The 26,932-nt window shown below is 67.7% G+C and carries 30 protein-coding genes; 18 read left to right on the top strand and 12 right to left on the bottom strand.

All coding sequences use genetic code 11. The features are described from left to right. Positions 1-40 precede the first annotated feature (40 nt). The 3 genes from QX204_RS16660 to QX204_RS16650 all read left to right on the top strand — a co-directional run bounded on the left by QX204_RS16660 (position 41) and on the right by QX204_RS16650 (position 2,447). The gene (locus tag QX204_RS16660; protein WP_301907787.1) at positions 41-1,318 is read left to right on the top strand and encodes a cytochrome P450; all 1,278 of its coding nucleotides are present in this window, start codon (positions 41-43) and stop codon (positions 1,316-1,318) included. Positions 1,319-1,348: 30 nt separating this feature from the next. After that, positions 1,349-2,185 carry a mycofactocin-coupled SDR family oxidoreductase gene (locus QX204_RS16655; protein ID WP_301907786.1) on the top strand — a complete coding sequence of 279 codons (837 nt, stop codon included), beginning with the start codon at positions 1,349-1,351 and terminating at the stop codon, positions 2,183-2,185. 67 nt (positions 2,186-2,252) lie between these two features. Beyond that, positions 2,253-2,447, top strand: a complete 195-nt coding sequence (locus QX204_RS16650; RefSeq protein ID WP_301907785.1) for a ferredoxin — start codon at positions 2,253-2,255, stop codon at positions 2,445-2,447. A 6-nt stretch (positions 2,448-2,453) separates the two neighbouring features. Here QX204_RS16650 and QX204_RS16645 read toward each other — a convergent pair whose 3' ends face one another. Together QX204_RS16645 and QX204_RS16640 are read right to left on the bottom strand one after the other, a co-directional pair. Then, complete coding sequence (locus tag QX204_RS16645; protein WP_194827941.1) at positions 2,454-2,678, bottom strand: hypothetical protein; 225 nt, start codon at positions 2,676-2,678, stop codon at positions 2,454-2,456. Positions 2,679-2,696: 18 nt separating this feature from the next. Then, positions 2,697-3,527, bottom strand: a complete 831-nt coding sequence (locus QX204_RS16640; RefSeq protein WP_301907784.1) for an SDR family oxidoreductase — start codon at positions 3,525-3,527, stop codon at positions 2,697-2,699. Positions 3,528-3,622: 95 nt separating this feature from the next. Here QX204_RS16640 and QX204_RS16635 point away from each other — a divergent pair, with 95 nt between their 5' ends. From QX204_RS16635 to QX204_RS16620, 4 genes are all read left to right on the top strand, one after another. Then, the gene (locus tag QX204_RS16635; protein WP_301907783.1) at positions 3,623-5,200 is read left to right on the top strand and encodes a methylmalonyl-CoA mutase family protein; all 1,578 of its coding nucleotides are present in this window, start codon (positions 3,623-3,625) and stop codon (positions 5,198-5,200) included. Further along, positions 5,200-5,601: a cobalamin B12-binding domain-containing protein gene (locus QX204_RS16630; protein ID WP_301907782.1), complete on the top strand. Its 402-nt coding sequence runs from the start codon at positions 5,200-5,202 to the stop codon at positions 5,599-5,601. The genes QX204_RS16635 and QX204_RS16630 overlap by 1 nt, the downstream gene beginning before the upstream one ends. 69 nt (positions 5,602-5,670) lie before the next feature. Next, a complete protein-coding gene (locus tag QX204_RS16625; protein ID WP_301907781.1) occupies positions 5,671-6,627 on the top strand; it encodes an LLM class F420-dependent oxidoreductase in 957 nt (318 codons plus the stop codon). Between the two features lie 101 nt (positions 6,628-6,728). Next, complete coding sequence (locus tag QX204_RS16620; protein ID WP_301908021.1) at positions 6,729-7,718, top strand: CaiB/BaiF CoA transferase family protein; 990 nt, start codon at positions 6,729-6,731, stop codon at positions 7,716-7,718. Positions 7,719-7,799: 81 nt separating this feature from the next. Here the strand turns inward: QX204_RS16620 and QX204_RS16615 are convergent, their stop codons facing one another. After that, positions 7,800-8,834, bottom strand: coding sequence for a ferredoxin--NADP reductase (locus tag QX204_RS16615; RefSeq protein WP_301907780.1), 1,035 nt, complete (start codon positions 8,832-8,834; stop codon positions 7,800-7,802). Between the two features lie 95 nt (positions 8,835-8,929). Here QX204_RS16615 and QX204_RS16610 point away from each other — a divergent pair, with 95 nt between their 5' ends. Genes QX204_RS16610 through meaB form a run of 5 tightly spaced genes read left to right on the top strand, consistent with a single transcriptional unit; the run spans position 8,930 to position 13,996 of the window. After that, entirely contained in the window at positions 8,930-10,333 is a 1,404-nt protein-coding gene (locus tag QX204_RS16610; RefSeq protein ID WP_301907779.1) for a class I adenylate-forming enzyme family protein, read from the top strand. Then, a complete protein-coding gene (locus QX204_RS16605) occupies positions 10,311-11,213 on the top strand; it encodes an acyl-CoA dehydrogenase family protein (RefSeq protein WP_301907778.1) in 903 nt (300 codons plus the stop codon). The genes QX204_RS16610 and QX204_RS16605 overlap by 23 nt, the downstream gene beginning before the upstream one ends. Then, entirely contained in the window at positions 11,200-12,288 is a 1,089-nt protein-coding gene (locus QX204_RS16600; RefSeq protein WP_301907777.1) for an acyl-CoA dehydrogenase family protein, read from the top strand. Before QX204_RS16605 ends, QX204_RS16600 begins: the two co-directional genes overlap by 14 nt. A gap of 2 nt (positions 12,289-12,290) precedes the next feature. Continuing rightward, the gene (locus tag QX204_RS16595) at positions 12,291-13,058 is read left to right on the top strand and encodes an enoyl-CoA hydratase/isomerase family protein (protein ID WP_301908020.1); all 768 of its coding nucleotides are present in this window, start codon (positions 12,291-12,293) and stop codon (positions 13,056-13,058) included. Between the two features lie 26 nt (positions 13,059-13,084). Next, positions 13,085-13,996, top strand: a complete 912-nt coding sequence (gene meaB / locus QX204_RS16590; RefSeq protein WP_301907776.1) for a methylmalonyl Co-A mutase-associated GTPase MeaB — start codon at positions 13,085-13,087, stop codon at positions 13,994-13,996. Between the two features lie 27 nt (positions 13,997-14,023). On the opposite strand, the gene QX204_RS16585 is transcribed toward meaB, so the two are convergent. From QX204_RS16585 to QX204_RS16545, 9 genes are read right to left on the bottom strand one after another with little or no spacing between them, the layout of a single operon-like run. Further along, complete coding sequence (locus QX204_RS16585) at positions 14,024-14,959, bottom strand: acyl-CoA thioesterase (protein ID WP_301907775.1); 936 nt, start codon at positions 14,957-14,959, stop codon at positions 14,024-14,026. Positions 14,960-14,994: 35 nt separating this feature from the next. Then, a complete protein-coding gene (locus QX204_RS16580) occupies positions 14,995-15,660 on the bottom strand; it encodes a TetR/AcrR family transcriptional regulator (protein ID WP_301907774.1) in 666 nt (221 codons plus the stop codon). Continuing rightward, positions 15,657-16,400: an acyl-CoA dehydrogenase family protein gene (locus QX204_RS16575; protein WP_301908019.1), complete on the bottom strand. Its 744-nt coding sequence runs from the start codon at positions 16,398-16,400 to the stop codon at positions 15,657-15,659. The genes QX204_RS16580 and QX204_RS16575 overlap by 4 nt, the downstream gene beginning before the upstream one ends. Before the next feature lie 51 nt (positions 16,401-16,451). Continuing rightward, positions 16,452-17,543 carry an acyl-CoA dehydrogenase family protein gene (locus QX204_RS16570; RefSeq protein ID WP_301907773.1) on the bottom strand — a complete coding sequence of 364 codons (1,092 nt, stop codon included), beginning with the start codon at positions 17,541-17,543 and terminating at the stop codon, positions 16,452-16,454. Then, complete coding sequence (locus tag QX204_RS16565) at positions 17,540-17,956, bottom strand: nuclear transport factor 2 family protein (protein WP_056809211.1); 417 nt, start codon at positions 17,954-17,956, stop codon at positions 17,540-17,542. Before QX204_RS16565 ends, QX204_RS16570 begins: the two co-directional genes overlap by 4 nt. Continuing rightward, the gene (locus tag QX204_RS16560; RefSeq protein WP_301907772.1) at positions 17,943-19,154 is read right to left on the bottom strand and encodes a metal-dependent hydrolase family protein; all 1,212 of its coding nucleotides are present in this window, start codon (positions 19,152-19,154) and stop codon (positions 17,943-17,945) included. Before QX204_RS16560 ends, QX204_RS16565 begins: the two co-directional genes overlap by 14 nt. A gap of 2 nt (positions 19,155-19,156) precedes the next feature. Further along, complete coding sequence (locus QX204_RS16555; RefSeq protein ID WP_301907771.1) at positions 19,157-19,483, bottom strand: hypothetical protein; 327 nt, start codon at positions 19,481-19,483, stop codon at positions 19,157-19,159. Then, positions 19,464-20,735 (bottom strand): aromatic ring-hydroxylating oxygenase subunit alpha, encoded by a 1,272-nt coding sequence (locus tag QX204_RS16550; protein ID WP_301907770.1) that lies wholly within the window; start codon positions 20,733-20,735, stop codon positions 19,464-19,466. The genes QX204_RS16555 and QX204_RS16550 overlap by 20 nt, the downstream gene beginning before the upstream one ends. Positions 20,736-20,739: 4 nt before the next feature. Next, on the bottom strand, positions 20,740-21,273 hold the full coding sequence (locus QX204_RS16545; RefSeq protein WP_301907769.1) for a carboxymuconolactone decarboxylase family protein: 534 nt from the start codon (positions 21,271-21,273) through the stop codon (positions 20,740-20,742). Positions 21,274-21,429: 156 nt separating this feature from the next. Between QX204_RS16545 and QX204_RS16540 the strand changes: the two genes are divergently transcribed. The 6 genes from QX204_RS16540 to QX204_RS16515 are packed head-to-tail and all read left to right on the top strand — an operon-like array spanning position 21,430 to position 26,916. Beyond that, the gene (locus tag QX204_RS16540; protein WP_301907768.1) at positions 21,430-21,738 is read left to right on the top strand and encodes a hypothetical protein; all 309 of its coding nucleotides are present in this window, start codon (positions 21,430-21,432) and stop codon (positions 21,736-21,738) included. A 13-nt stretch (positions 21,739-21,751) separates the two neighbouring features. Beyond that, on the top strand, positions 21,752-22,930 hold the full coding sequence (locus tag QX204_RS16535) for an acyl-CoA dehydrogenase family protein (protein WP_301907767.1): 1,179 nt from the start codon (positions 21,752-21,754) through the stop codon (positions 22,928-22,930). Then, a complete protein-coding gene (locus QX204_RS16530; protein WP_301907766.1) occupies positions 22,931-23,698 on the top strand; it encodes an SDR family NAD(P)-dependent oxidoreductase in 768 nt (255 codons plus the stop codon). Next, the gene (locus QX204_RS16525; protein ID WP_301907765.1) at positions 23,698-24,918 is read left to right on the top strand and encodes a CaiB/BaiF CoA transferase family protein; all 1,221 of its coding nucleotides are present in this window, start codon (positions 23,698-23,700) and stop codon (positions 24,916-24,918) included. The genes QX204_RS16530 and QX204_RS16525 overlap by 1 nt, the downstream gene beginning before the upstream one ends. After that, entirely contained in the window at positions 24,918-25,778 is an 861-nt protein-coding gene (locus QX204_RS16520) for an enoyl-CoA hydratase/isomerase family protein (RefSeq protein WP_301907764.1), read from the top strand. The genes QX204_RS16525 and QX204_RS16520 overlap by 1 nt, the downstream gene beginning before the upstream one ends. After that, positions 25,771-26,916 carry a thiolase family protein gene (locus tag QX204_RS16515; protein ID WP_301907763.1) on the top strand — a complete coding sequence of 382 codons (1,146 nt, stop codon included), beginning with the start codon at positions 25,771-25,773 and terminating at the stop codon, positions 26,914-26,916. Before QX204_RS16520 ends, QX204_RS16515 begins: the two co-directional genes overlap by 8 nt. Positions 26,917-26,932 lie beyond the last annotated feature (16 nt).

Raw genomic sequence — 26,932 nt, 5'->3', positions numbered from 1 at the left:
CGCGCCTGTGTCGCGGCTTCCCGATCATCAGGAGTTCTCCGTGACCGATTTCGATACCGTGAACTACTTCACCGACCCGGATCTGATTCCTGATCCACATCCCTATTTCGACCATCTTCGGGCGAAGTGCCCGGTAACCCAGGAACCGCACTACGGTGTGTACGCCGTCACCGGATACGAGGAATCGGCTGAGGTACTGAAGGATTCGTCGATCTTCTCCTCGGCTGTCGCGGTCGGCGGACCCTTCCCGCCATTGCCGTTCACGCCGGTCGGTGACGATATCAGCGAGCAGATCGAACAGCACCGGACCGAGTTGCCGATGTATGAGCACATGGTGACGATGGACCCGCCGCAGCACACTTTCGCCCGGTCGGTGTTGAATCGTCTGCTCACACCGGCCCGTTTGAAAGAAAACGAAGAATTCATGTGGCGGCTGGCGGACCAGCAGCTCGACGAATTCGCCGATGCCGGCCACTGTGAATTTCTTTCCCAATACGCCAAGCCGTTCGCCCTGCTGGTCGTCGCGGATATGCTCGGGGTTCCCGAAGTCGATCACCAACAATTCCGTGTCGTGCTCGGCGCGCCCCAGCCGGGCGCCCGACCCGGTGCGATCGACAACGAGGCTCTCTCCAGCAATCCGTTGGCCTGGCTGGACGAGAAGTTCGTTTCCTACATCTCGGATCGCCGAAACGAGCCGCGCGAGGACGTGCTGACGTCGTTGGCGCTGGCGAAATATCCGGACGGCACCACGCCGGAGGTCCTCGATGTGGCGCGGTCGGCGACCTTCTTGTTCGCCGCCGGGCAGGAGACCACGGCCAAGGTGCTGGGTGCCGCGGTGCGGTTCATGGGCGATCACCCCGACGTGCAGCAGCGATTGCGCGAGGACCGCAGCTTGATCCCGAACTTCATCGAGGAAACCCTGCGGATGGACGCACCGGTCAAGAGCGGGTTCCGGCTCGCTCGCCGCGCGACCACCGTCGGTGAGGTGGACATCCCCGCCGGCGGATTGGTGATGTTCTGCCCCGGTGCGGCCAATCGGGATCCGCGCCGATTCGAGGATCCGCACGAGTTCCGCCTCGACCGCGACAACTTCCGCGAGCACATCGCGTTCGGCCGCGGCGTGCACACCTGCCCGGGCGGTCCGCTCGCGCGCGTGGAGGGCCGGGTCTCGATCGAGCGGATCCTGGACCGCCTGCTCGACATCGAGATCGACGCCGATCGACACGGACCGGTCGGCGCGCGCACCTACGGCTACGAGCCCACGTTCCTGCTCCGCGGCCTCAGCGAACTGCACATCAACTTCACTGCCCAATCCTGACCACGACAACAACGACAGAGGTAGGTAACGATGACCGGACGGGTCGAAGGCAAAGTCGCATTCATCACCGGAGCGGCGCGCGGTCAAGGCCGCAGCCACGCGGTGCGATTGGCGCAGGAAGGCGCGGACATCATCGCCATCGATGTCTGCAAACAACTCGACAACGTGCCGTTCGCGATGTCGACCCCGGAGGATCTGGCGACCACCGCCGATCTCGTCCGGGGCGAGGGCAGGCGAGTGGTCACCGCCGAGGTGGACGTGCGTGACTACGACGGACTCAAGGCCGCGGTCGACGGGGCGGTCGCCGAACTCGGGCGGCTGGACATCATCGTCGCCAACGCCGGGATCGGCAACGAGGGCGGCGCGCTGATCGACCTGCAGGAGAACCTGTGGGACGACATGATCGACGTCAACCTCGGCGGGGTGTGGAAGTCGGCGAAAGCCGCTGTGCCGCATATGATCGCCGGTGAACGTGGCGGCTCGGTGATCCTGACGAGTTCGGTGGGCGGGCTCAAGGCCTACCCCAACATCGGCCACTACGTCGCTGCCAAGCACGGTGTGGTCGGACTCATGCGGACCTTCGCGGTGGAATTGGCGCAGCACTCCATTCGCGTCAACTCGGTGCATCCCACGCACGTGAACACACCGATGGTGATGAACGAGGGCACCTACAAGCTGTTCCGTCCCGATCTGGAGAGCCCGGGCCCCGCGGACCTCGAGCCGATCGCCAGGATGTTCCACACGCTGCCGGTTGCCTGGATCGAGCCCGAGGATGTCAGCAACGCGGTGCTGTACCTGGCCTCCGACGAGGCTCGCTACGTCACCGGTGTGCCCCTGCCGATCGACGCGGGCGGAATGCTCAAGTAGTCACCCCGGCCGCGCCGACCGTGGTGGTCGGCGCGGCCCCGAGAAACAACGAAAACGGAGAACGGTCATGAGGGTGTCGGTCGACGGGACCAAATGTGAAGGCCATGCCCTGTGCGCGGGTATCGCGCCGACGGTGTTCGAGGTGAACGCCGAGGACCTGGCCGTGGTGGTAGACGAGAACCCCGGTAGCGCAACACAATCCGAGGTTCGCTCGGCGGCGTCGGCGTGCCCGACGATGGCGATCGAGTTGCGCGAGAGCTAGATCCGCTCAGGCGGCGGTGTCGTCGGCGACCGCGCCACCGGTCATGGTGGTGCGGGTCGCGGGCCCGGACCATCCGCACGGCAGCTCACAGGTCGCCACGACGAGGAGTTCGACGCGGCCGTCGAGCGACTTGCGAACCATCTCCGCCGCACCCGCGGGATAGCCACAGCTCTGGCACTTTCCGTAGTAGTCGAGGATCGGTCGGACGCTGATGTGAATGGTCGGGTGCACGGTTCTCCTCCAGCCGTTTCAGTCGAGAAAGAGGTCGAGTGTCGGAGTGGCGCCGCCGCCGTACCCGGACAGGTCCTCGACCCCGGACGCGGTGAGTACCTCCGCGTCGATGTAGCAGTTCCCGCTGGTCTCGCGGGCAGGCCGGGACAGGATCTCGATCGCGGCGTCGGCCATGATCTCGGGGCTGCGCGCGGACGAGATCAGGCTTTCGCCGTCGGCCATGTTCGCGACCGCCGAGGTGGCGATATAGGTCTGGGGCCACAGGCAATTCGCCGCGATGCCCGCATCGGCGAACTCGGCTGCCCAGCCGAGCGAGAGCAGGGTCATCCCGTATTTGGACAGTGTGTAGGCGGGATGGGCGCCGAGCCAGTACGGGTTCATGTTCACCGGCGGTGACACGGTGAGGATGTGCGGGTTCGCCGAAGAGCGCAGGTGCGGCAGGCAGGCCTTGGTCAACAGGAACGTGCCGCGCAGATTGATCTGCTGCATCAGGTCGAATTTCTTGGCCGAGAGGCTCTCGGTCGGTTCGACGCCGATCGCGCTGGCGTTGTTCACACAGACATCGATGCCGCCGAATCGCTCGACGGTCAGGTCGACGGCGCGCTGCACGTCGGCTTCGTTGCGCACATCGCCCACCACGGCGACAGCCTTTCCGCCCGCGGCCTCCACCTCGGTCACGGCGGTGTGCACGGTGCCGGGTAGCCGGGGGTGTGGCTGCGAAGTCTTGGCCAGCAGAACCAGGTTGGCGCCCTGTCGCGCGGCGGCCAGCGCGATTGCCAGACCGATCCCGCGGGAGCCGCCGGAGATGACCAGAGTGCGGTCGGTGAGTACGGCGTTCTCGCTGGACATCGGTCTCCTCAGTGCTGGGTGATCCCGCTGGTTGAAGCAGCGTTCCTCTCTGATGGTATTGGCATTCTCATTTTTTGCAAGTACCGTATTCATCGATGAACGATCCGATACAGACCTCGTCCGGCATCCCGCTCTCGCCGGTTTACGGACCGGCGGACCGAGCTGCCGAACCGCCCGCACCGGGCGGCTATCCCTTCACGCGCGGCAACTTCGCCTCCGGTTACCGGGGGCGGCTGTGGACCTTTCGCCAATACTCCGGATTCGGCACGGCGGAAGAGTCCAATCGTCGGTACCGCTACCTTCTCGACCAGGGCGGAACCGGATTGTCGGTCGCCCTGGATCTACCGACCCAATGTGGTTACGACTCCGACGATCCGGAGGTGACTGAGGAGGTCGGCCGGGTCGGCGTCGCGGTGGACACGCTCGCCGATGCCGAAGTCCTCTTCGACGGCATGCCACTGGACAAGATCAGCACCAGCTTCACGATCAACGGCACCGCCGCGATCCTGCTGGCGTTCTATGTCGCGGCGGCGGAGAAGAAGGGCGTGCCTCGGGAGAAGCTCACCGGCACGATCCAGAACGACATTCTCAAGGAGTACGCCTCGCGCGGCACCTGGATCTGGCCGCCGGAACCGTCGCTGCGGCTGATCGCCGACACCATCGAATTCTGCGCCGCCGAGGTGCCGAGGTTCAACGCGATCTCGGTGGCGGGCGCGCACTTTCGTGATGCCGGCGCCAACGCGGTGCAGGAGATGGCGTTCACCCTCGCCGACGGTGTCACCTACTGCGACACCGTGCTCGAACGCGGCCGGATGACGATCGACCAGTTCGCCCCGCAGATCTCCTTCTTCTTCTACACCCACGGTGACTTCTTCGAGGAGATCGCCAAATACCGTGCGGGACGCAGACGGTGGGCGACGATCGTGCGCGAGCGCTACGGGGCCACCACCGACAAGGCGTCGATGTTCCGCTTCGGGTGTGTCGCCGGCGGTGCCTCGCTGTACGCGCCGCAGGCGCAGAACAACCTGGTGCGCGTGGCCTACGAGTCGATGGCCTCGGTGCTGGGCGGGGTGCAGTCGATGTTCACCGCGGCCTGGGACGAGCCGTTCGCGCTGCCGAGTGAGGAGTCGGCCACGCTCGCGCTACGCACCCAGCAGATCCTCGCCTACGAAACCGGGGTCACCCGGGTCGCCGACCCGCTGGGCGGTTCCTACTTCGTCGAGGCGCTCACCGACGCGACCGAGGCTCGCATCATCGAGATCATGGACGACCTCGAGCGCCACGGCGGCATGGTCCGGTCGATCGAGGACGGCTACCTCCAGGGCCTGATCGCCGACGAGGCCTACCAGCTCCACAAAGACGTCGAGGCGGGCACCCGGCCGGTCGTCGGGGTGAACCGATTCGTCTCCGACGAGCCCGCACCCGAGATCGCGACCTACGAACTCGATGCGCAGGGCCGAGACCTGCAGCTGAAACGGCTCGCCAGGGTGAAGGCCGAGCGCGATCCCGCGGCCGTCCGGTCCTGTCTCACCGCTTTGTCCACGGCCGCCGAGGGAAACGAGAACCTGATGCACTATCTGATCGCGTGCGCGAACGCGTACTGCACGGTGGGGGAGATGACCGCCGCGCTCAAGAGCGTGTGGGGCGAGTTCCAGCAGCCGGTGGTGTTCTGATGACCGCCCGTGTGCTGGTCGCGAAACCCGGTCTCGACGGCCATGATCGCGGGGCCAAGATCGTCGCCCGCGCGCTGCGCGACGCCGGCTTCGAAGTGGTCTTCACCGGCATCCGTCAACGCATCGAGGACATCGTGTCGATCGCGCTGCAGGAGGATGTCGCCGTCGTCGGGCTGAGCATTCTCTCGGGTGCGCACGTGTCGCTGACCACGCGCACCGTCGAGGCGTTGCGGGCGGCAGGCGCGGGCGATATCGCCGTGATCGTCGGCGGCACCATTCCGCAGTCCGATGTCGCGCGGCTGCTCGAAGTCGGCGCGTCGGCGGTGTTCCCGACCGGCACCTCGCTGGAAACCCTCGTCACCGAGATCCGGGCGCTCACGAATACCCCGTCCCCGACCTGAGGGTCCGGGCGGTTGTAGCGGCGTCGACCACTGTGGTCGCGCGAAAAGTATTGGAAGACGGAGGAATTCGTGCGTATCGGAGTGATGATCGGGCCCGAGAAGGGTGATGCGGCCCGCAAGTTGTCGCGAATGCTCGACGATATCGCGTGGGCCGAATCGGCCGGGCTGGACACCGCGTGGATACCCCAGATCCCGACCGATTTCGACGCGTTGATCACCATCGCGCTGATGGGACAGGCGACCACCCGGATCGAGTTGGGTACCGCCGTGGTGCCGTTGCAGGCCCAGCACCCCATCGCCCTCGCTCGACAGGCGCTGTCGGCGCAGGCTGCGGCGGGCGGACGGCTGGCGCTGGGCGTCGGGCCCTCACACCACTGGATCGTGGCCGACATGCTCGGGTTGCCCTACGACAAGCCGGCCGCCTACACCGCGGACTACCTCGAGGTGCTCGACGCGGGATTGCGCGGGCCGGGCACGGTCGACGTCGAGAACTCGACCTTCACGGTGCACAATCCGCTCGACCTCGGGCCGGTGGCTCCGGTGCCGGTGCTGCTCGCCGCGCTCGGTCCGGTGATGCTGCGCATCGCGGGCGAGCAGGCCGACGGGACCATTCTCTGGATGGCCGACGAGCGCGCGGTCGGAGCCCATGTCGTCCCGCGGATCACGAAGGCGGCGGCCGAGGCCGGCCGTCCCGCACCGCGCGTGGTGGCGGGTCTGCCGGTTTGCCTGTGTCGTCCGTCCGAGGTCGAGGAGGCGAAGGCGCGGGCGAATCGCATTCTCGGTGAAGCCGAGGTCTCGCCGAACTATCAGCGACTGCTCGAAACCGGTGACGCTCGCGACATCGGCGACATCTGCGTCGCCGGGGACGAGAGCGCCATCGCTGAGGGGCTGCGCCGGTACGGCGATGCCGGGGCCACCGATCTGTCGGTGCGCCTGCTGCCGATCGGCGACACCCGCGACGAGCTGGTCGCCTCCAAACGGCGCACCAGGGAGATGATCGCCGCCCTGGCACAGGACTTACGGTGATCGGCGCACGGAGCGAGAGCCTCGGGTCGACGGGTGCGCACGCTGAGCCGGGCGTTACCGCCGGGCCGCTGTCGGGCATTCGGATACTCGAGGTGGGCACCATGCTGGCCGGGCCGTACGCCACCATGATGCTCGCCGATCTCGGCGCCGAGGTCACCAAGTTGGAACCGGCGGGCGGCGACATCTCACGGCAGGTGGGAGACAGCTATTTCGCCAGCCTCAATCGGGGCAAGCGCAGCATCAGCATCGACCTGACCACCCAGCGGGGCCAGGACCAGCTCGGGGAGTTGGTGACGAACGCGCATGCGCTGCTGGTGAATTTGAAGCCGTCGGCGATCCACCGGCTCGGCCTCACCTACGCGGCGCTGCGGCGGTGGAACGAGCGCATCGTCTGTGTGGCGATCACCGGGTTCGGCTTGGACGCCGGTGACGATCCTGCCTTCGACTACGTCATCCAGGCGGCCACCGGCATCGCGGCGCTGACCGGAGATCCCGCGGGCCCGCCGACGCTGCCCGGTTACTCCTCGGCCGACAACTCCACCGGCCTGACCGCGGCGCTGGGTCTGCTCGCGAAGATCGTGTCCGGTCGCGGCGGCCAGGTGGAGGTGTCGCTGCGCGATGTCATGCTCTCGCAGCTGAACTATCACGCCTCGGCCTATCTCAACGACGGCAAGGCGCCGCAGCGTCGACCGTTCGGCGCGCACACGTATTACGTTCCCGCGCAAATCTTTCCGACGGCCGACGGGTACCTGGCGCTGTTCATCACCCATGACGGTTTCTGGCAGCGCTTCGCCGAGGAGGCGGCGGTCACGGGATTCGCGACCATGGCCGAGCGGGCGGGTCGGCGTGAGGAGGTTCTCGCCGTCGTCACCACCGCGCTCGCGGCGGATACCGCGGTGGGCTGGGAATCGCGGTTGCGACCGCTCGGCATCCCGGCCGCCGCTGTCCGGACCCTGCCCGAGGCGTTGGAGGCCACGCCGGAAGTGGTGGTGCAAGCGGGGCCACATCGACTGGTGGGCAGTCCGATTCGGATCGCCGGGTACGAGCCCGCGTACGGTCCGCCGCCCCGCTTGGGCGAGCACAACGCCTGAAACACCCACCGAACCCGGAGATTCTTCGAGCCAGGGGGAGACGGACCCCGGGACCTGGACAGGTCCCGGGGTCCATTGTCGCTACTCGTATCGGACGGTGGTCTCGGCCGTGTCGGGTATCGCTTGGCAGGTGAGCACGTAGCCCTCGGCCACCTCGTCGTCGGTGAGCGCGTCGTTGACGCGCATCGTCGCCGAACCGTGGGTGAGCACGGCCATGCAGGTGGCGCAGTTGCCCGATTCGCAGGAGAACGGCGGAGTGAGGCCGCCGCGCCGCGCGCTCTCCAGCAGCGTCTCACCCGTATTGCGGGGCACCGTCACCTTTTTGCGTCCGAGGATGACCGTGACGGTGCCCGCTGTGGCGGCGGGGGTGGGCGCGGCGGCGGGTTCCGGCTCGATCCCGGCCATCGGTTCGGCCGTGGGAATCGGTTCGGCTGCGCCGAATCGCTCGCTGTAGACGGCGCCCGGCCCCGGTAGCGCGGTCTCCACCATCGCCATGAAGGCCTCCGGCCCACAGATGTAGCTGTCGCCCACGGTGTCGGCGCCGACGAAAGCGCGCACGGCGGCGGGATCGAGCAACCCGCTGTCGGCATCCAGATGGCGGAGCACCTCGAGCCGGGTGGGATAGCGCGCGACCAGATCGTCGAGGGTCGCGTCGAAGATCGCCGACGCCCGGTCGCGATCGACACAGAGCAGGCGCACCCGCCGATCGGTCGTCGCCAGCGCGCTCTTGGCCAGCGAGAGGACCGGGGTGATGCCACTGCCGCCGGAGAAGCCGAGCAGGGGGCCTTCGCTCTCGCGCAAACAGAATTTGCCCGCGGGCCTGCTCATCTCGATCACGTCCCCCTCGCCGAGGTTGTCGATCAACCAGTTCGACACCCGGCCGCCGACGACCCGTTTGACCGTCGTCATGAGCTCGGCGTCGGTTTCGGGCGCGCTCGACATGGAATACGACCGGAACAGCTCGACGCCGTCGACCCGCACCCGGAACGTGCAGAACTGGCCGGCGAGATAAGACACCGGGCCCTCGTGCGGAGCGAGGACGAAGGTGCGGGCATCGGCTGTCTCCTTGATGATCCGAGTCACCGTCGCGCGTTGGAACAGGGGACTTCTCGCCATGGACCGGCTCCTTCTGGTATGAAGATTCTTATGGAAAGAGAATACTATTCTCTCTCGCAAGATGGGATCTTCTCAATCCCGGCCGCGGAGGCGAGATGAACGACCGGATCGCACTCAGTTTCGACGATCGGCACTACACGCTCACCGAGTTGGACGGGCTGACCGCGGGCCTGGCCGAGACCTTGACCGATCGCGGTGTGCGCCAGGGGGATCGGGTGGCGCTGATGGCGTCGAACCGACCGGAATTCGTGCTCGCGGTGCGCGCGATCTGGCTGGCGGGCGGCGCGGTGGTGCTCATCAGCCCGGCGTGGAAGCGCGCCGATGTCGAGCACGCGCTGGCCGTCACCCGGCCTGCCTTCGCCGTCGGCGACCAACCGGTGCTGGCGGAGTTGATGCCGATGCTCTCACTCGACGCACCGATCACGCCCGGCGCGGCCACCTTCCCCGAACCTGTGCCACAAGACGATGCGGTGCTCGTGTTCAGTTCGGGCACAACGGGATTGCCGAAAGCGGTCCGGCACACCCACGCATCGTTCGCGGCCGCGGTGGAGCACTGGCGGGTAGCACTCGGCTTCACCGGCGACGATCGGATTCAGATCGCCACCCCGCCCTCGCACATCCTCGGGCTGCTCAATATCGTGCTGGCGCTGCGGACCGGAGCCTGGATGCGCCTGCATCGCCGGTTCGACCTGAACCGGATGCTGCACCACATCGAGGCCGACCGGATCACCGTGGAGATGGCGGTGGCGCCGATCGCGCTGGCGATCGCCTCCCACCCCGACCTCGAGTCCTATGACCTGTCCTCGCTGCGCTACATCATGTGGGGCGCGACGCCGGTGACACCGAGCGTCGCCGAGACCGTCACACGCCGTACCGGAGTCGCGTGGGTGCCCGCCTACGGTGCCAGTGAGCTTCCGGTCATCGCCTGCAATCCGCTCGACGGCGCGCGCTTGGACAGCGTGGGTCGCCCGGTGGCCGGCGTCGAGGTCCGGGTGGTCTCGACCACCAGCGGCGACGAGGTCGAGATCGGCGAGACGGGCGAGATCCAGGCTCGCTCTTCGTCATCGATGGCGGGGTACCTGCCCGACGACGCGACCGAGGCGGCGTACGCCGACGGCTGGTACCGCACCGGCGATGTCGGCTACCTCGACGACGACGGTTGGTTGCGGCTGACCGACCGGCTCAAAGAGATGATCAAGGTTCGCGGTTTCCAGGTCGCGCCCGCCGAGGTGGAGGCCGTTCTGCACGGACACCCGGCGGTCGCCGACTGCGCGGTGTTCGGTGTTCCCGATCCCGCCGACGGCGAGACGATCGTCGCCGCCGTCGCGACCGCGGAACCGGTCGATGCCGAGGAACTCATCGCCCTGGTCGGCACCCGTCTCGCCTCCTACAAACGGCCGCGCCGAGTGGTGTTCGTGCCCGAAATCCCGCGCCTGCCCTCCGGTAAGGTGCTGCGCCGAGTACTGAAGGAGCGTCATGGACGTTCGTCTGACCTCTGAACAGCGGCAGCTGCGCGACGCCGCTGCCAAACTGGCCGACGACCTCGGCCCCGGCTCGGTCAACGACCTGGCCGACGAACAGCGGATCGCTCGGCTCGAGCAGACGGTCGCGAGCACCGGTTGGCGCGCCCTACGCTCCGACGGCGCCTCCGGCGTCGAAGTGGCCATCGTCGCCGAGGAATTCGGCCGCGGGCTGGTCGACGTGCCGTTTCTCGGCCCGGTCCTAGCCGACGACCTCTGGACGCCCGGCGAATCGGTACCGCGCTGGACAGTTGCCTTCGACGACCGCGCGATCGATGCGCGGGGCGCCCGGAGCGCCCTGATCGTGCGGGGCGAGTCGATGCTGGCCAGCTCGGTCGCCACCGCCTCGCTCGGCGCCGATCAGACCAGGGCCGAGGCCGCGCTCACCGGCGTTCCGAAACTGCTCGGCGAACTGTCCACCGCGCAGGTCACCCAGTGGCGAGCGCTCGCGCTGGTGGCTACCTGCGCCGATCTGGTCGGCACCGCGCGCGGCGCGCACGCACTGTCCATCGACTACGCGAAAGTCCGTGCGCAATACGGCAAGACGATCGGCTCCTATCAGGCCGTCGCCCATCTGCTCGCGGAGGGTCTCGCGCTGATCGAGGGCTCGGTGAGTGTGCTGCGGCACGCGGCGTGGGCCGTGGACGCGCTCGAACCCGAGCGGGCCGTGCAGGCAGCCGTGATCGCCAAACTCTATTGCGCCAGAGCGGCACTGACCGTGTGCGAGACCGCGGTGCAGGTGCACGGCGGCATCGGCAACACCTGGGAGTGCCTGGCGCACCTGTATCTACGGCGGACGCTGACGTCCACCGAGTTGTTCCCCACGAGCCTGGAGGAGATCGACCGTGGACTTTCGTGATTCGCCGGAGGAAGCCGCGTTCCGAGAACGCCTGCGCGAGTGGCTGTCCGGTGTCGCGGGTCAGTTCCCGACCTCGGGCGACGAGTACTGGGCCAAGCAGGGCGAATGGCACCGGGCGCTGCACGCGGCCGGGTTCTTCGGGCTGTCGTGGCCGCGAGAACACGGCGGCCACGAACTGCCCCCGGTCTACGATGTCATCCTCGACGAGGAACTCGCCCTGGCAGGCGCACCGCCGCGACCCAGCCTCGGCTACCTGATCCAGGGCCTGGGCAGGCACGGCAGCAAGCAACTGCAACAGCGTTTCCTGCCCGGCATGATCGACGGGACACAGCGCTGGTGCCAGGGGTTCAGCGAACCGGACGCAGGCTCGGACCTGGCCGCGCTGCGGACCACGGCCACTCGCGACGGCGACTCCTACGTGCTCCAGGGGCACAAGATCTGGACGAGCTATTCCGATGTCGCGGACTGGTGTCTGCTGCTGGCCCGCACTGACTCCGACGTGCCACGGCACAAAGGCATCTCGGCGTTCGTGGTGTCGATGAAGCAACCTGGCGTGCAGCAGCGACCGCTGCGGATGATGAGCGGGATCACCACCGAATTCGGGCAGGTGCACTTCGACGGCGCGCGTGTGCCCGCCGACCAGATGGTCGGATCGCCCGGTGACGGGTGGGCCCTGGCGATGACAGTGGTCGGGCACGAACGTGAACCGTCGACGCTCGGCTACGCCGCCCGATACGGCAAGCTCGTGCGGCAACTGGCGGCCAGGACCTCGGGTCCGCTGCCCGCGGACCTGGCCTGGGCCGCGGTGCAGACCGAGATGTTGCGCCTGCACGTGCGCCGACGACTGTCCGAACAGCTCGACGGTGTCTCGCACGGGCCGGAGGGCTCGCTCGACAAACTACTCATGACCTGGGTGGAGCAGTCGGTCGGCCACGCGGCCCTCACGGTCGGGGGCAGCCGCGATCCCGAACTGCTCAGCGCCTATCTCTACAGCCGGGCGCAGAGCGTCATGGGCGGGACATCACAGATTCAGAAGAACATCATCGCCTCGCGCATTCTCGGATTGGGAGCATGACCATGTACGACCTGCCTGCCGAAATCGACGTTCGCGCCGAGGGCCCGCTGCGGATCATCACGCTGAATCGGCCCGACGCGCTCAACGCGGTCAACGACGATCTGCATACCGGGCTCGCGCACCTGTGGCCGCGACTGAGCGAGGACCGCGAGGCCCGCGTCGCGGTGCTAACCGGCAGCGGCAAAGCCTTCTCGGCCGGTGGCGACTTCGGCTATCTGGCCGAGTTGAGCCGCGACGCGGATCTGCGCGCCAAAACGATCGCGCACGGTCGCGACATCGTGCTCGGCATGGCCCGCTGCCGAATTCCGGTGATCGCGGCGGTCAACGGTCCCGCGGTCGGCCTCGGCTGCAGCCTGGTCTCGCTCAGCGACATCGTCTACATCGCCGAGACCGCCTATCTCGCCGATCCGCACGTGCAGGTGGGGCTGGTGGCGGCCGACGGCGGTCCGCTCACCTGGCCGTTGCACACCAGCCTGCTCTTCGCCAAGGAATTCGCGCTGACCGGTGCGCGAATTCCGGCCGCGCGGGCCAGGGAGATGGGCCTGGTCAACCACGTCGTCGCCGATCCGGTGGCCGAGGCGCTGGACTGCGCGAAGCGAATTCTGGAGCTGCCGAGGCAGGCGGTGGAAAGCACCAAGCGGCTGCTCAATCTGCATTTGGAACGAGCAGTGCTGGCCAGTCTCGACTACGCGACGACCGCTGAGGACCTGTCGTTCCAGACGGCGGATTTCCAGGCCACCATCGAGCGACTCACCGCGGGAAAGAGATAGTCGGCCGAGGTGTCGGGGAGTGGTCGATGAACAGTCCACTGTCGAACGACATCACCGAGTTGATCGCCACGGCGCGCGCGGGCTCCCTCCGCGCCGCCGGGCGGCTGCTCAGTCTGGTCGAAAGTCCGCAGCGCGAAGACGTGCTCGCGCAGCTGGAGTCCGTCCCGGTGCGGGTGATCGGGGTGACCGGGCCGCCGGGGGCGGGTAAGTCCACCACCATCGCGGTGCTGGTCGCGGGCTATCGCGCGCGGGGGCTGCGGGTGGCGGTGCTCGCCGTCGACCCGTCCTCGCCCTACTCCGGGGGTGCGCTCTTGGGCGACCGCATCCGAATGTCGGCGCACATCAACGATTCCGGCGTTTTGATCCGTTCGGTCGCCACCCGCGGGCATCTCGGTGGGCTCGCCGCCGCCGTGCCCGCGGCGATCCGGCTGCTCGGCGCGCTCGGCTACGGCCTGATCCTGTTGGAGACGGTCGGCGTCGGGCAGTCCGAGATCGAGATCGCCGCGGTCGCCGATCCGACTGTCGTCATTCTCAATCCCGGTGCGGGCGACGCGATTCAGGCGGCCAAGGCCGGCCTGCTCGAGGTCGCCGACATCCTGGTCGTGAACAAGGCCGACCGCGACGGCGCCGCGCAGACCGCGCGGGAACTGCACATCGAGACCGGACTGCCGATCCTGACGCTGGTCGCCTCGCGCGGGACCGGGGTCGAGGAGCTGATCGAGGCGATCGAGACGCACCACCGGGCCGATACCCCGGCGCGTGGCGCTGCCCGCGCGCGGGCACAGATCCTGTCGCTGGCGCAGTCTCGGCTGCGCGGCCACGCCGGTCTGGCCGACCTCGCCGCCGCCGTGGCGGCCGGTCACCGTGACCCCTACACCGCGGCCGAACAGTTGCTGGCCGAAGCGAGCGCAGCCCCGGCCGTCGACCCGTCGCGGTGAGGATGCTCGCCGCGACGGGTTCGGTACTCACCCGCGCGGTACGGCCGACCTCGCCGTGGCGGCCGGCGCCGAAACGGACTGGGCCACCTCGGAATCGAACCGCACGAGTGCCTCCTGCGCGAACGAGGCGACGAGCTCACCCGTCGCGGTGAGTACGTCACCACGGCCGAAGCTCCGTCCATGCGCCAGCAGCGGACTGTGCTGGCGCAGCAGCAGCCAGTCGTCGGTGCGGAACGGGCGATGGAACCACAGGGTGTGCGCGGTCACGGCGGAGGTGAAAGCGGTGCCGTTGCCCCGCTGGCTCACCCCGTCGAACGGGCGCAGCGCGGTGCCGATGAGGTTCAGATCGGTGGCATAGGCGGTCAGCGCGGGGGCGAGTTCGGGGTCGACCGTCGGTGTGCGCATCCAGAACTCGTACTCCGGCAGTGCGGCCGCGGTGGAGTTCAGGTCATCGAACGCGCGGGTTTCCCAGGGCAGCAGGTCGAAGGTGACCCGGTACTCGGGAGCGAGGACCGCGGCGACATCCTCGACGTGCTGGGCTTGCGGGCCGTCCTCGGCGACGTGCATCGAGACCGCGGCGCTGGCAACCACGCGCGTGGATTGTCTGGCCAGGATCGACAGCGTGGCGAAGGACCGTCCCTGGTGCTGGCTGGAGACCTCGTACCGGACCGGCTCGTCGTAGCTGCCCTCCCTGGCGAACAGGGTGTGGACGGACTTGACCTGCTTGTCCGGACAGGCCAGTTCGGCAGCCCGGACGAACTGCCCCAGGATCTGACCGCCGAAGAGCCTGCGGTAGTTCAACGGCAGATTGGGGCCTTCGAAGGCGGTCGGCGGCCCACCGGGAACCGTTGTGCCGGTTGCGGTGTCGGGCGCGATGACGCCTTCGGTCTCGGCAGTGCCACCGGGGGGCGGTGACACGCGGAGATCGAGGCTCGCGAGCAGGTTGTTCCAGAGATCGGCCATACCGAATTGTAATTCATCTTCTACCTGAATGAGAATTATATTCTCACCGCGCCGGTCACGCCGGACGCGCAGAAATCCCAGACTTCCTCGGCGGTGATCGGGCGCATCGTCGAATCATCCTGGGCGCCACTGGACTGGGCGGTGAACATGACGGTCTGCATCGTCATGGCGGCGACCCGGCGTGGATTCAGACCGGGCCGCAGCGTGCCCGCCGACGCGGCATCGGTCACGAGGTCGACGAACAACGACAGCAGCGGCGCGTGCGCGACTTTGACATGGGCGGGGTGGGTGACCAGCAGTCGCGGCGCGAAATCGGTGAACAGTGGATGGCGGTCGCTCGGGTCGGAGCGGCACAACGAGAACAGCAGCCGCACCGCGACCCCGAGCCGCGCCAAGGGCTCGGCCTCGGCCTCGGCCTCGGCAGCGTCGCGGATCTGCTCGGCCGTGCGCAGCAGCGCGTCCTCGAACAGCGCGAGCAGCAACTCGTGCTTGCCGTCGAATTGCAGGTAGAAGCTGCGCAGCGACTGACGTGACCGCTCGACCACTTCCTGCACGGTGAAGTCCGTGCTGCCGTTCTCGGAGATGATCGCCTGTGCCGCGTCGAGGAAACGCTGTACCCGCTGCTCGGCCCGCAGCCGGGTGGACTTGATCGAGCGTTCCACCGCACGTTGTTTCCAGGCGGGCTCCACGCGCTCACTCATAGCTGCACCAGTCGTGCGGCCGAACCCGCGGCGCGCACGGTCGCGCCCGCCTCGCGGGTGAGTTCGCGCGAACTGCCGAGTAATCCGTCGAGGATCAGGACCCGCCGGATGTGGCGATGCAGATCGTGTTCCGCGGTGAATCCGATGCCGCCGAGGGTCTGCTGGCAGTGCCGGGCGGTCGTGAGCGCGGCCCGGCCCGCGGCGGCTTTGGCGAGCAGGCACCCGAGATCGTCGGCGGCGGACTCCAGGGTCGCTTCGGCACCTTCGACGGCGACCAGGGTTTCGGCGAGTCGGTGCCGGATGGCCTGGAACGAGGCCACCGGACGACCGAACTGGACTCGGTCCACGGCATGGGTGCGGGCCAGGGTGAGCATCGCCCGGCTCGCGCCGGTCAGCCACCAGCCCAGCGCCCGACGGCCCGCGGCGAGCGGGATCTCGGCGCCCGTCGATATCTGCCGGATCGGCAGCTCGGCGTCGAGGAGCGCGGAGTCCGGAAGGGATGAGCCGCTGTGTTCCCACTGGACCCAGGTGCCCCCGGCGAAGGGGAGCGCGACGGGTCCGTCGGTGGGCCGACCGGCGGCGGCGTGGATCACGTCGTTGAGCAGCGGTGCGTGCGCACCGGTCTCACCGAGCAGCCGAAAAACCAGGGGCACAGTGGAATCGGGCGCCTCGACGAGCATGTCGTGCCAACCCAGCTCGGTGAGCGCGGTGTAGAGGTCGGCACCCGAGGCGTCTCGCATCGTCTTGCGCAATGTCTGAGCCAACAGGTCGAGTTCGGCAGCATCCACGGTTCACTCTTTCCCGAGGTCGAGTAGTCGGCGCGCGATGATGTTGCGCTGGATCTCGGCGGTGCCGCCGTAGATCGTCGCGGCGCGCGAGTACAGGTATTCCGCGCGCAACGGCGAATCGGCGAGCTCGATGACACCGGGCGACAGGTCGCGGATGGTGTCGAACAACTGCTGCTCGGCGGTGGCGAGCAGCACCTTGTCGATGGAGGTCTCCGGCCCGAGCTTGCCGCCCGCGGCCAGGCGCTCCTGCGTCGCCAGCGACCGGCAGCGGATGGTGTGCAGAGCGAGATAGGCGGCGCCGAGGTCGGCGTCGTCGCCTGCGTCGGGGGTCCGGGCGAGCAACTGGTCGAAACGTGTGTAGAGATAGGCGATTCGGTGCCAGAAACAGGTGGAGCGTTCGTGCGGGAGCAGATCCATCGCGACCCGCCAGCCGTCGCCCGGTCGCCCGAGCATGCGGTCGGCGGGTACGACGACGTCGTCGAAGTAGACCTCGGCGAACTCGTCGATGCCGTGCATCGTCCGCAACGGCCGCACGGTGATACCGGGGGAGTCCATGTCGACGAAGAACGCGGTGATCCCGTCGTGGCCGATTCCGGTGCGGGTCAACAGGACACAGCGCGCCGAGTACTGGGCCAGGCTGGTCCACACCTTCTGCCCCGAGACCACCCAGTGGTCACCACGGGGTTCGGCCTTGGTGCTCAGCGAAGCGAGATCGCTGCCGGAGCCGGGCTCGGAGAATCCTTGGCACCACTGCTCACGACCGCTGAGCAGTAGCGGCACCATCTGCGCCGCCAATTGCGGTGTGGCGTAGGAGATCATCGTCGGCGCGAGCACCTCGATCATCGAATAAATGCCGGGCTCGGCGAGGTCGCGGGTGGCGACCTCCTCGCCCAGGATCGCGCGCAGCACCGCGGGCCCGCCGAGGCCGCTCACCTCGGCGGGCCAGCCGTACCGCATCCAGTCCGCGTCGTAGAGCGCGCGCCGGACTCTGGCCAATTGCGCGACCTGCGCGTCGAGCGAGTGGTCCGGGCCCGCGGACAGGTCGTTGTCGTCGAGCCAGGACCGCAGGCCGGCCCGAAAATCGGTGCGGTTCACGCACTCGGTCGTTCGAAGGCGTGCGGGCGGCCGGAATCGTGGTCGCCGTTGCGACGGATGAAGGTCATGGCCCTGGTGCGCAGCCGCCAGCCCTCGTCGGTGCGCGCGTAGGTGTCGCTGTAGTAGCCGATGCGCATGTCGTGGGTCGACTGGTCGATGAAGCACAGCGGCTGGGTGCCGCTGGCGGTGTCGCCGTCGAGCTCGAGCGCCGGAGTTCCGGTGAGGAACAACCCCTTCGGCGCGGCGGCGACGAGATCGGGGAACTCGTCGAGCGGATAGGTGTCGCCGAAGGCGCTGTAGTTGCCGTCGGGGGTGAACACCGAGATCAGGCCCTCGATATCACCTTTGGTGATGGTGACCGCGTACCGTGCGAGCAGCTGTTCGAGCTCGATCACGTCGTCATTTCTGGACAAAGACTTTCCCGCCTTTCATCACGAACCGCACCCGCTGGGTGACGGTGATGTCCTGGAGTGGGTCGCCGGGGACCGCGATGATGTCGGCGAGCAGTCCCTCGGCCAGTCGGCCGCGGTCGGTGACATCGATCAGCTCGGCGGCCGTGACGGTCGCGGCGCGCAGCACGGCCAACGGGCTCATGCCACGGTCGACGAGCGCGACCAGCTCGTCGGCGTTGCGGCCGTGCGGGATCGCGGGGGCGTCGGTGCCCACCGCGATCTTCACCCCGGCCTTGTAGGCCGCCAGCACCGACGTGCGGGCGAGCGGGAACATCTGGGCCGCCTTGGCCTGGAGTTCCGGTGGAGCCTTGGACACATCCATGGCGTCGGCCAGGCGGGTGGTCGGCACCAGGTACGTGCCGCGTTCGACCATGAGCGCGATGGCGTCGTCGTCGATCAGGAAACCGTGCTCGATGCAGTCGATTCCCGCTTCCACGGCGGCGCGCACCGCGTCGGCGCCGTGGGTGTGCGAGGCGACCCGCAACCCGCGCCGATGCGCCTCGTCCACGATCGCCCGCAGCTCCTCGGACGAATAGTGCTGCGCCCCCGGCGATCCGGTCAGCGACATGACCCCGCCGGAGACACAGACCTTGATCAGCTGCGCGCCGTGCTTGATCTGGTATCTGACCGCCTTGCGTACCTCGTCGACACCGTTGGCGATGCCCTCCTCGATGCTCAGTTCCAGCACATGCGGCGCGAACGCGGCGAACATCGTCGGATCGAGATGTCCGCCGGTCGGGGTGATCGCGTGCCCGGCGGGCACGATGCGCGGGCCGTCGACCCAGCCCGCGTCGATGGCCTTGCCGAGCGCGACGTCGAGCAGATAGCCGCCGGTCTTGACGAACAATCCGAGGTTGCGCACGGTGGTGAACCCCGCCCGCAGCGTGCGGCGGGCGTTGCCCACCGCACGCAGCATCCGCAGCGGCGGATCATCCTGAACGCTGGAGGCCAGCCCGGTCTCGCCGCGCCCGCCCATCAGGAGATTGACCTCCATGTCCATCAGGCCGGGCAGCAGGACGGCGTCACCGAGGTCGATGATCTCGCCCTCGGGGGCGCCGCCGAGGCCGACGATCCGATCACCGTCGATCCGGATCACGCCAGGTCGGACGATCTCGCCGGAGTCGATGTCGAGATACCCGGCGGCCAACAGCGTCAGCATGATCAGACCACCGGCTCCCGGATCAGGTGGACCATGGCGGCGCCGGAGTCGGGCACCCGCGCCTGCTTCCAGACCTCGATCGGGAAGGACACGTTCACCAGCGACTGCATCAGGTGCAGCAGCGCGCGGGCGTCGTCGGGCAGGTCGTCGAGCGGGAACTTGTCGCAGTAGGTGATCGCGTCTTCCAGGCGGGGGAACGCGATGTCGTAGAACTCCTGCATCGCAGGCATGCTCGAGGCGAGACGCTTGGCGTAGCGCTCCGGCTCGGTGGGCAGCACCCAGTCGGCGAACCGCTCCAGATCGGCGAATTCAGCGGGCAGCAGTGGCATCTCGGTACTCCTTGACCTTGTCCTTGGCGACCTTGTGCAGGTGGCGCAGCAAGATCTCCTGATCGTTGAGGGGGAACTCGGAGACGATGCGAGTGGCCAGCATCGTCTGGGTGGCCTCCAAGGTGTTCGCGTCCTGCAACGCGTACTCCTTGAAGGTGACCGCGGCCAACTCCTGGCCCAGGCGTTCGCGCGCGGTCTTCGGGGGCACGAAGTAGAGGTTCGCCTCGAAGATGTGCTTGTCCACCGCGGTCGGCCAGTAGTGGTAGGTGAGGTACCAGCCGGGCTCCCAGAACAGCAGCGACATGTTCGGGAAGATCTCGAACTCGTCGACGCCCCAGGCCCGGTGGCGGGCGGGGTTGATCCCCTCCGGCAACGAACCCAGGCCCTCGATATCGGGCTTGTCCCACGGTCCGAACAAACCGCTGCGCAGCACGCGCTCGATCGGCTTGACCATGTTCAGGTCCTTGGGCGGGGCCATGCCGCCCCACGAGGAGATCATCGAATGCGGACTCTGCAACTCGTAGTGCAGTGCCTCGTAGCCGACGCCGGCCAGCTTGTCGGCCTCGTCCTTGACCGCCTGCTTCATGTGCAGGATCGGCGCGTGATAGAACTCGGCGAACGCGTCGATGAACAGCTTCCAGTTGCTGCCGATCTCGGCCCGGTAGCTGTAGACCTCGGTGAACTCGTGGAACGGATACCCCTCGACACCGGCGACGAGCGTGCCGAGGTACTCGGTGAGCGGCGCGGCGTCCTCGTCGAGGTTGACGAAGATGAACCCCTCCCATACCTCGCAGCGCACCGATTTCAGGCCGTAGAGCTGCTTGTCGAGGTCGAAGAACTCCTTCTCCTGCTGGACGAAGTTCACCTCGCCCTCGAGGCTGTATCGCCAGGCGTGGTACTTGCAGGTGAACTGGCGGCACGTTCCCGAGGTTTCCTCGTTCGGGAAGTCGTCCCAGACCAGCTTGTTGCCGCGGTGGCGGCAGATGTTGTGGAAAGCCCGCACGACCTCGTCGGTGCCCTTGGCGATGATGAGCGAGGTGCCGACCGAGGGCAGTTCCCTGGTGAAGTAGCTACCGACGCGCGGAAGTCGTTCGACGCGACCGATATTGAGCCAGGTCTTCTTGAAGATGGCATTGCGCTCGTCTTCGTAGAAGTCCGGGTCGATGGAGTCGGTGTAGTCGACCGGCTCGGTGCCGAGCTCGGGATAGTGCTCCGTCCAGCTACCCGCGGTCGGTTTGGTGAAGTGGGACAAGGGGTTACCTTTCCGTTTGTTCGACTTCGACGCCGAAGGTGTTGAAAGCCATGGCCAACATGCCGTAGCCGCCGACTGTGAAGACCAGATCCATGCACTGCCGCTCGTCGAGGTGCGCGCCGAGGGCGGCCCAGGTCGAATCGGACAGGTTCGATGTCGTGTCGAGTTCGTCGGTCGCGTCGAAGATCACGCGGTCGAACTCGTCGGTGGGGGTGCCGCCCTGCGCCGCCGCGATATCGGCGGCCGTCACACCGGACTCACCGGCCATCTCCACGTGGTGGGCCCACTCGTAGGCACAACCGCGTCGATGGGCGACGCGCAGGATCGCCAGTTCGCGTACCCGCGCCGGCAGCGTCGACCGGAACAGCAGGTGCACACCGAGACCGAGGTAGGCCTTGGTCAGGTCCGGGTGGCGGACCAGGGTGGCCAGTGCGTTTCCGGCGCCCGCCGGGTTCTGCCGTTCCCGGGGGAGCAGACCGGACAGGGCGCGCTGAACCTGCTCGTCCCATCGGTCCGCCGGCAGCGGGGGTAGACGCATACGTCCTCCTCTCGATTCGGAGAATCACATTCTCACATTTGAACTGTAAGATTTCCACGGGTTGGTCGGATAGTCAACGAAACATTGATTCTCCCTGGATGAGAAGCTAGTTTTCATTGTGAGAGAGCGATGCAACCTCAGGAAGGGAGATCCACCATGACCGCAGTGCCACTGCGTCCCGGTGATCAACTCGCCAGCACCGTCTGCGGTACGCGGGTGGTCGTGATCCGGATACCGGCCGATCGGACGCCCGTGATCACCTGCGGCGCAAGCCCGATGGTCCCCGCCGACACCGCCCGGTCGGTCGTCGCCGACGGCACGCCGCACACGTTGATCGGCAAGCGCTATGTGGACGCCGCCGAGGGTGTCGAGGTGTTGTGCATCGCGGCGGGAGCCGGCCAGTTGGCCTGCGACGGCGAGCCGATGACAGTCAAGGCGGCCAAAGCGCTGCCTGCCTCGGACTGATGGGGGATTCGATATGTCCGGCGGGATGAGTTTCGCGCTGAGCGAGGATCAGCAGTTGATCCGCGACTCGGTCGCCGAGCTGATGAAGAAGTTCGACGACAAGTACTGGATGGAGCGCGATCAGGCGCACGAGTTTCCGACGGCGTTCTACGACACGATCGCGGCGGGCGGGTGGCTCGGCATCACGATCCCGGTGGAGTACGGCGGGCACGGTCTAGGGATCACCGAAGCGTCGCTGTTGCTCGAAGAGGTCTCCCGCTCCGGCGGCGGGATGAACGCCGCCAGCGCGATTCACCTGTCGATCTTCGGCATGCATCCGGTGGTGGTGCACGGGTCCGAGGAGCTCAAGCGGCGGACGTTACCGCGCATTGTCAGCGGTGATCTGCACGTGTGTTTCGGGGTCACCGAACCGGGTGCGGGCCTCGACACCACCCGGATCAGTACCTTCGCCCGGCGCGAGGGTGATCACTACGTGGTCAACGGGCGCAAGGTGTGGATCTCCAAGGCCATGGAGTCGGAGAAGATCCTGCTGCTCACCCGCACCACCCGCTACGACGACGTCACGAAGAAGACCGACGGGATGACGCTGTTCCTCACCGATCTCGACCGCACCAAAGTGGAGATCCGGCCGATCGCCAAGATGGGTCGCAACGCCGTCACCTCGAACGAACTGTTCATCGACGATCTGCAGATTCCGGTCGAGGATCGGGTCGGCGAAGAGGGAATGGGCTTCAAGTACCTGTTGGACGGACTGAATCCCGAACGGATGCTGATCGCCGCCGAAGCGCTCGGCATCGGCCGGGTCGCCCTCGACAGGGCCGTGCGCTACGCGGGTGACCGCGAAGTCTTCGGCAGGCCGATCGGGATGAACCAGGCTATCCAGTTCCCCCTCGCCGACTCGCTGACCCATCTCGACGCCGCCGAGTTGGTCCTGCGTAAGGCCACCTGGCTCTACGACAACGGCAAGCCGTGCGGTCGCGAGGCGAACACCGCCAAGTATCTGTGCGCGGAAGCGGGTTTCACCGCCGCCGATCGTGCGCTGCAGACCCACGGCGGGATGGGTTACGCCGAGGAGTACAACGTCGCCCGCTACTTCCGCGAGGCGCGCGTGATGAAGATCGCGCCGATCAGTCAGGAAATGATCCTGAACTACCTGGGATCGCACACGCTGGGAATGCCGAGGAGCTACTGAATGACTGACAAGACAACACTTTTCGATCTGACGGGTCGATCGGCCCTGGTCACGGGTGCGGCAGGTGGCATCGGTGCCGCGGTCGCGCGGGCCTTGGCTACCGCGGGCGCCTCGGTGCTGGTCACCGACGTCGACGGCGCCGCCGCGGCCGTGGTCGCCGAGAAGATCGTGGCCGAGGGCGGCATCGCCCGCAGCGCGGCCCTCGACGTGCGTGACAGAGCGTCCGCGGATGTCGCCGTCGCCGCGGCGGCCGAGCTGGCCGGGGGAGTCCTGCACATCCTGGTGAACAACGCCGGCGTGACCGATCCCGCCATGTTCGCCCAGACCACCGAGGAATCGGTGTCGCGACTGCTCGACATCCATCTGCTCGGTACGTTCCGCTGCACCCAGGCCGCGCTGGCGAAACTGGCGACCGACGGTACCGGCCGGATCATCAACGTCACCTCCTCGGCAGGCATCGTCGGCACGCTCGGCCAGGTGAACTACTCCGCGGCCAAAGCGGGAATTATCGGCGTCACGAAATCTCTGGCGCGCGAGCTGGCCCGTAAACAGATCCTGGTGAACGCGCTCGCTCCGCTGGCGGCCACCCCGATGACGAGCACCCTGCGCACCGACGAGAAGTTCTCCGCGCAGATGTTGAACCGAATCCCGTTGCGGCGCTGGGCGGAACCGGACGAGGTGGCGGGTGCGTTCGTGTTCCTCGCCTCCGACGCGGCCTCCTTCGTCACCGGGCAGGTGCTGCCGGTCGACGGCGGCATGGTGATGTGATGGCCGCACACGCGGCGACGGACCCGGCGCCGTTGGCCGGCGTCACCGTGGTGGCGCTGGAGCAGGCGGTGTCCGCGCCGATGTGCACCCGCACCCTGGCCGATCTCGGGGCGCGGGTGCTCAAGATCGAGAACCCGGACGGCGGTGACTTCGCACGCTATTACGACGATGTGGTCGACGGTCTCGCGGCGCACTTCGTCTGGGTCAATCGGGGCAAGGAATCGGTGGCGCTGAACCTGAAATCGCCGGCCGGAATGGAAGTGCTGCACCTGCTGCTCGACCACGCCGACGTGCTCGTGTCCAACCTGGCCCCCGGCGCGACCGCTCGGCTCGGCATCACACCCACCGACCTGGCGCAACAGCATCCCGACCTGATCGCGGTCGAGATCGACGGCTTCGGCGCCGGCGGTCCGTTGTCGGGCAAACGCGCGTACGACCTACTGGCACAGGCGGAATCAGGGGTCTGCGCCGTCACCGGGCTACCGGGCGCGCCCGCCAAACCCGGTCCACCGGTCGCCGATGTCTGCGCCGGTCTGTACGCGGCGATCTCGATCCTGGCCATGCTGTCGGCGCGGGATCAGCGCGGTCGAAGGGGCGCGGCGGTCAGTGTCAGCCTGTTCGACACGATGGCCGAGGTGATGGGCTACCAGCTCACCTACACCCGGCACTCCGGTATCGATCAGCAGCCACTCGGCATGAGTTCGCCTGCGGTGGCGCCCTACGGCGCGTACCCGACCGGTGACGGGCAGACCGTGGTGCTCGGCACCACCAATGACGGGGAATGGCAACGGTTCGCGCGGGAACTGCTGGGGCGAGAAGACCTCGCCGTCGATCCGAGGTTCCGGACCAATCCCGACCGGGTTCACCACCGCGAGGTACTCGACGCCGAGATCAGCGCCTGGTGCGCCCGCCACGACCTGGCCTTCCTCCAGCAGGCCGCCGACACCGCGGGCATCGGCAACGCCCGCTACAACACCCCGAGCGAAGTGCTGGTGCATCCCCAGTTGACCGACCGTGATCGCTGGCGCCGGATCGACACCCCGGTCGGCCCGATCCCGGCGCTGCTACCGCCGCCGATCATCACCGGGTTCGACCCGCCCATGGGTGCGGTGCCCGCGCTCGGCGAACACACGAACGCCGTGCTCGCCGAGTTCGGTCTCACCGATGACGAGATCGGACTGCTGCGCCTGCACGGTCTCATCACGTCGGCTGTGCCCTGATGACGGTGGGGGGCAACGACAGTGACGGGCTCGACGAGCGGGTACTGCTGTCCGAAGATCGCAACGGGGTACGCACGCTGACCCTGCATCGCCCGCGCCGCAAGAACGCGATCAACCGGGAACTGTGGGCGGAGCTGCGCGTGGCGCTGGACGCGGCGGGCCGTGATCGCGGCGTCCGCGCGCTCGTGCTCACCGGTGCGGGCGGGGCGTTCTGTTCGGGTGCGGATATCGCCACACCCGACCCCAGTCATCCGATCCACAAGTTGCGCGCGCTCACCGAGGTCGCGCTGCTGCTGCACGAATTGCCGATTCCCACCATCGCCAAGGTGCGCGGGGTGGCGGTCGGGGCGGGCTGGAATCTGGCACTGGGCTGCGATCTGGTGGTCGCGGAACCGGATTCGCGGTTCTCGCAGATCTTCACCCGTCGCGGGCTGTCGCTCGATCTCGGCGGGTCCTGGCTCCTGCCCAAACTCGTCGGGCTGCAACAGGCCAAGCGGCTGGCGCTGCTGGCCGAGACGATCGACGCCGCGCAGGCGCACGCACTGAATCTGGTGACCTGGGTCGTCGCGGAACCGGAGCTCGATGCCTTCGTCGTCGAGCTCGCCGAACGACTGGCCGCCGGACCGCCGGTCGCGCTGGCCCAGACCAAGGCGCTGCTGAACGAGGGCGCGGACCGGACCCTGCGCGACGCATTGGCCAACGAGGCTCGCGCACAAGGGGTCAACTTCGCGACCGCTGACGCACCGGAGGCTTTCGCGGCGTTCGCCGCCGCCAGGGAACCGGAGTTCACCGGCCGCTGGGCGCTCGCCCGGCAGACCGAACCAACCATGACTAGTTCGAATGGAGAGCGCGATGCGTGAGGTAGTAGTGGTCGAAGCGGTGCGCACGCCGTGGGGCAAACGCAACGGTGGCCTGTCCGGTATCCATCCGGCGGACCTGTCCGCGGTAGTGCTCACCGCGTTGATCGAGCGCACCGGGATCGACCCGGCCGTCATCGATGACGTGATCTGGGGCTGTGTTTCCCAGGTCGGTGACCAGTCGAGCAATATCGGGCGCTACGCGGTATTGGCCGCCGGATGGCCGGAGAGCATTCCCGGCACAACGGTGAACCGGGCCTGCGGCTCGAGCCAGCAGGCGGTGGATTTCGCTGTGCAGGCGGTGATGTCGGGTCAACAGGATGTCGTCGTGGCGGGCGGGGTGGAGGTGATGAGCCGGGTACCGCTGGGTTCGGCGAAGGCCGGCGGGGCCCCGTATGGTCCGAAAGCTCTTGCGCGCTACCTGGATTTCTCGTTCAACCAGGGTATCTCCGCGGAGCTGATCGCCCAGAAGTGGGGACTGGCGCGGCATCGGCTCGATGAGTTCGCCTCGCTCTCGCACGAGCTGGCCGCCGCCGCCCAGGATCGAGGCGCGTTCGACGCACAGCTCGTGCCCGTCGACACCGAGGGTGCCACGGTGGCCGCCGACGAAGGCGTGCGCCGCGGGACGAGCCCCGAGTCCCTCGCCAGGTTGAAACCGGCCTTTCAGGACGACGGCGTGATCCACGCGGGCAATTCCTCCCAGATCTCCGACGGTGCCGCTGCCGTGCTGGTGACGACACCGGAGCGCGCCCGCGAGCTGGGGGTGACACCGCTGGTGCGTTACCGCGCGGGCGCGGTCACCGGTGGCGACCCGGTGCTCATGCTGACCGGTCCGATCCCGGCGACCGAGAAGGTCTTGCGCAAAGCCGGTCTCGATCTGTCCGAGATCGGCGTCTTCGAGGTGAACGAGGCGTTCGCGTCGGTCCCGCTGGCCTGGCTCGCCGAAACCGGCGCCGACCCACGACTGGTCAATCCGCTCGGCGGTGCGATAGCGCTGGGTCATCCGCTCGGCGGTTCGGGGGCGGGCCTACTCACCCGGATGGTTCATCACATGCGCGACAACGGAATTCGCTACGGCCTGCAGACGATGTGCGAGGGCGGCGGCACCGCCAACGCCACCATCGTCGAACTGGCAGCCTGACCAGAAGGAGACATCG

It is taken from the genome of Nocardia sp. PE-7, from assembly GCF_030486425.1.
GTDB lineage: Bacteria > Actinomycetota > Actinomycetes > Mycobacteriales > Mycobacteriaceae > Nocardia > Nocardia salmonicida_A.
The sequence above is the reverse complement of the archived record's forward strand: the minus strand, read 5'-3'. Positions and strand labels throughout refer to the sequence as shown.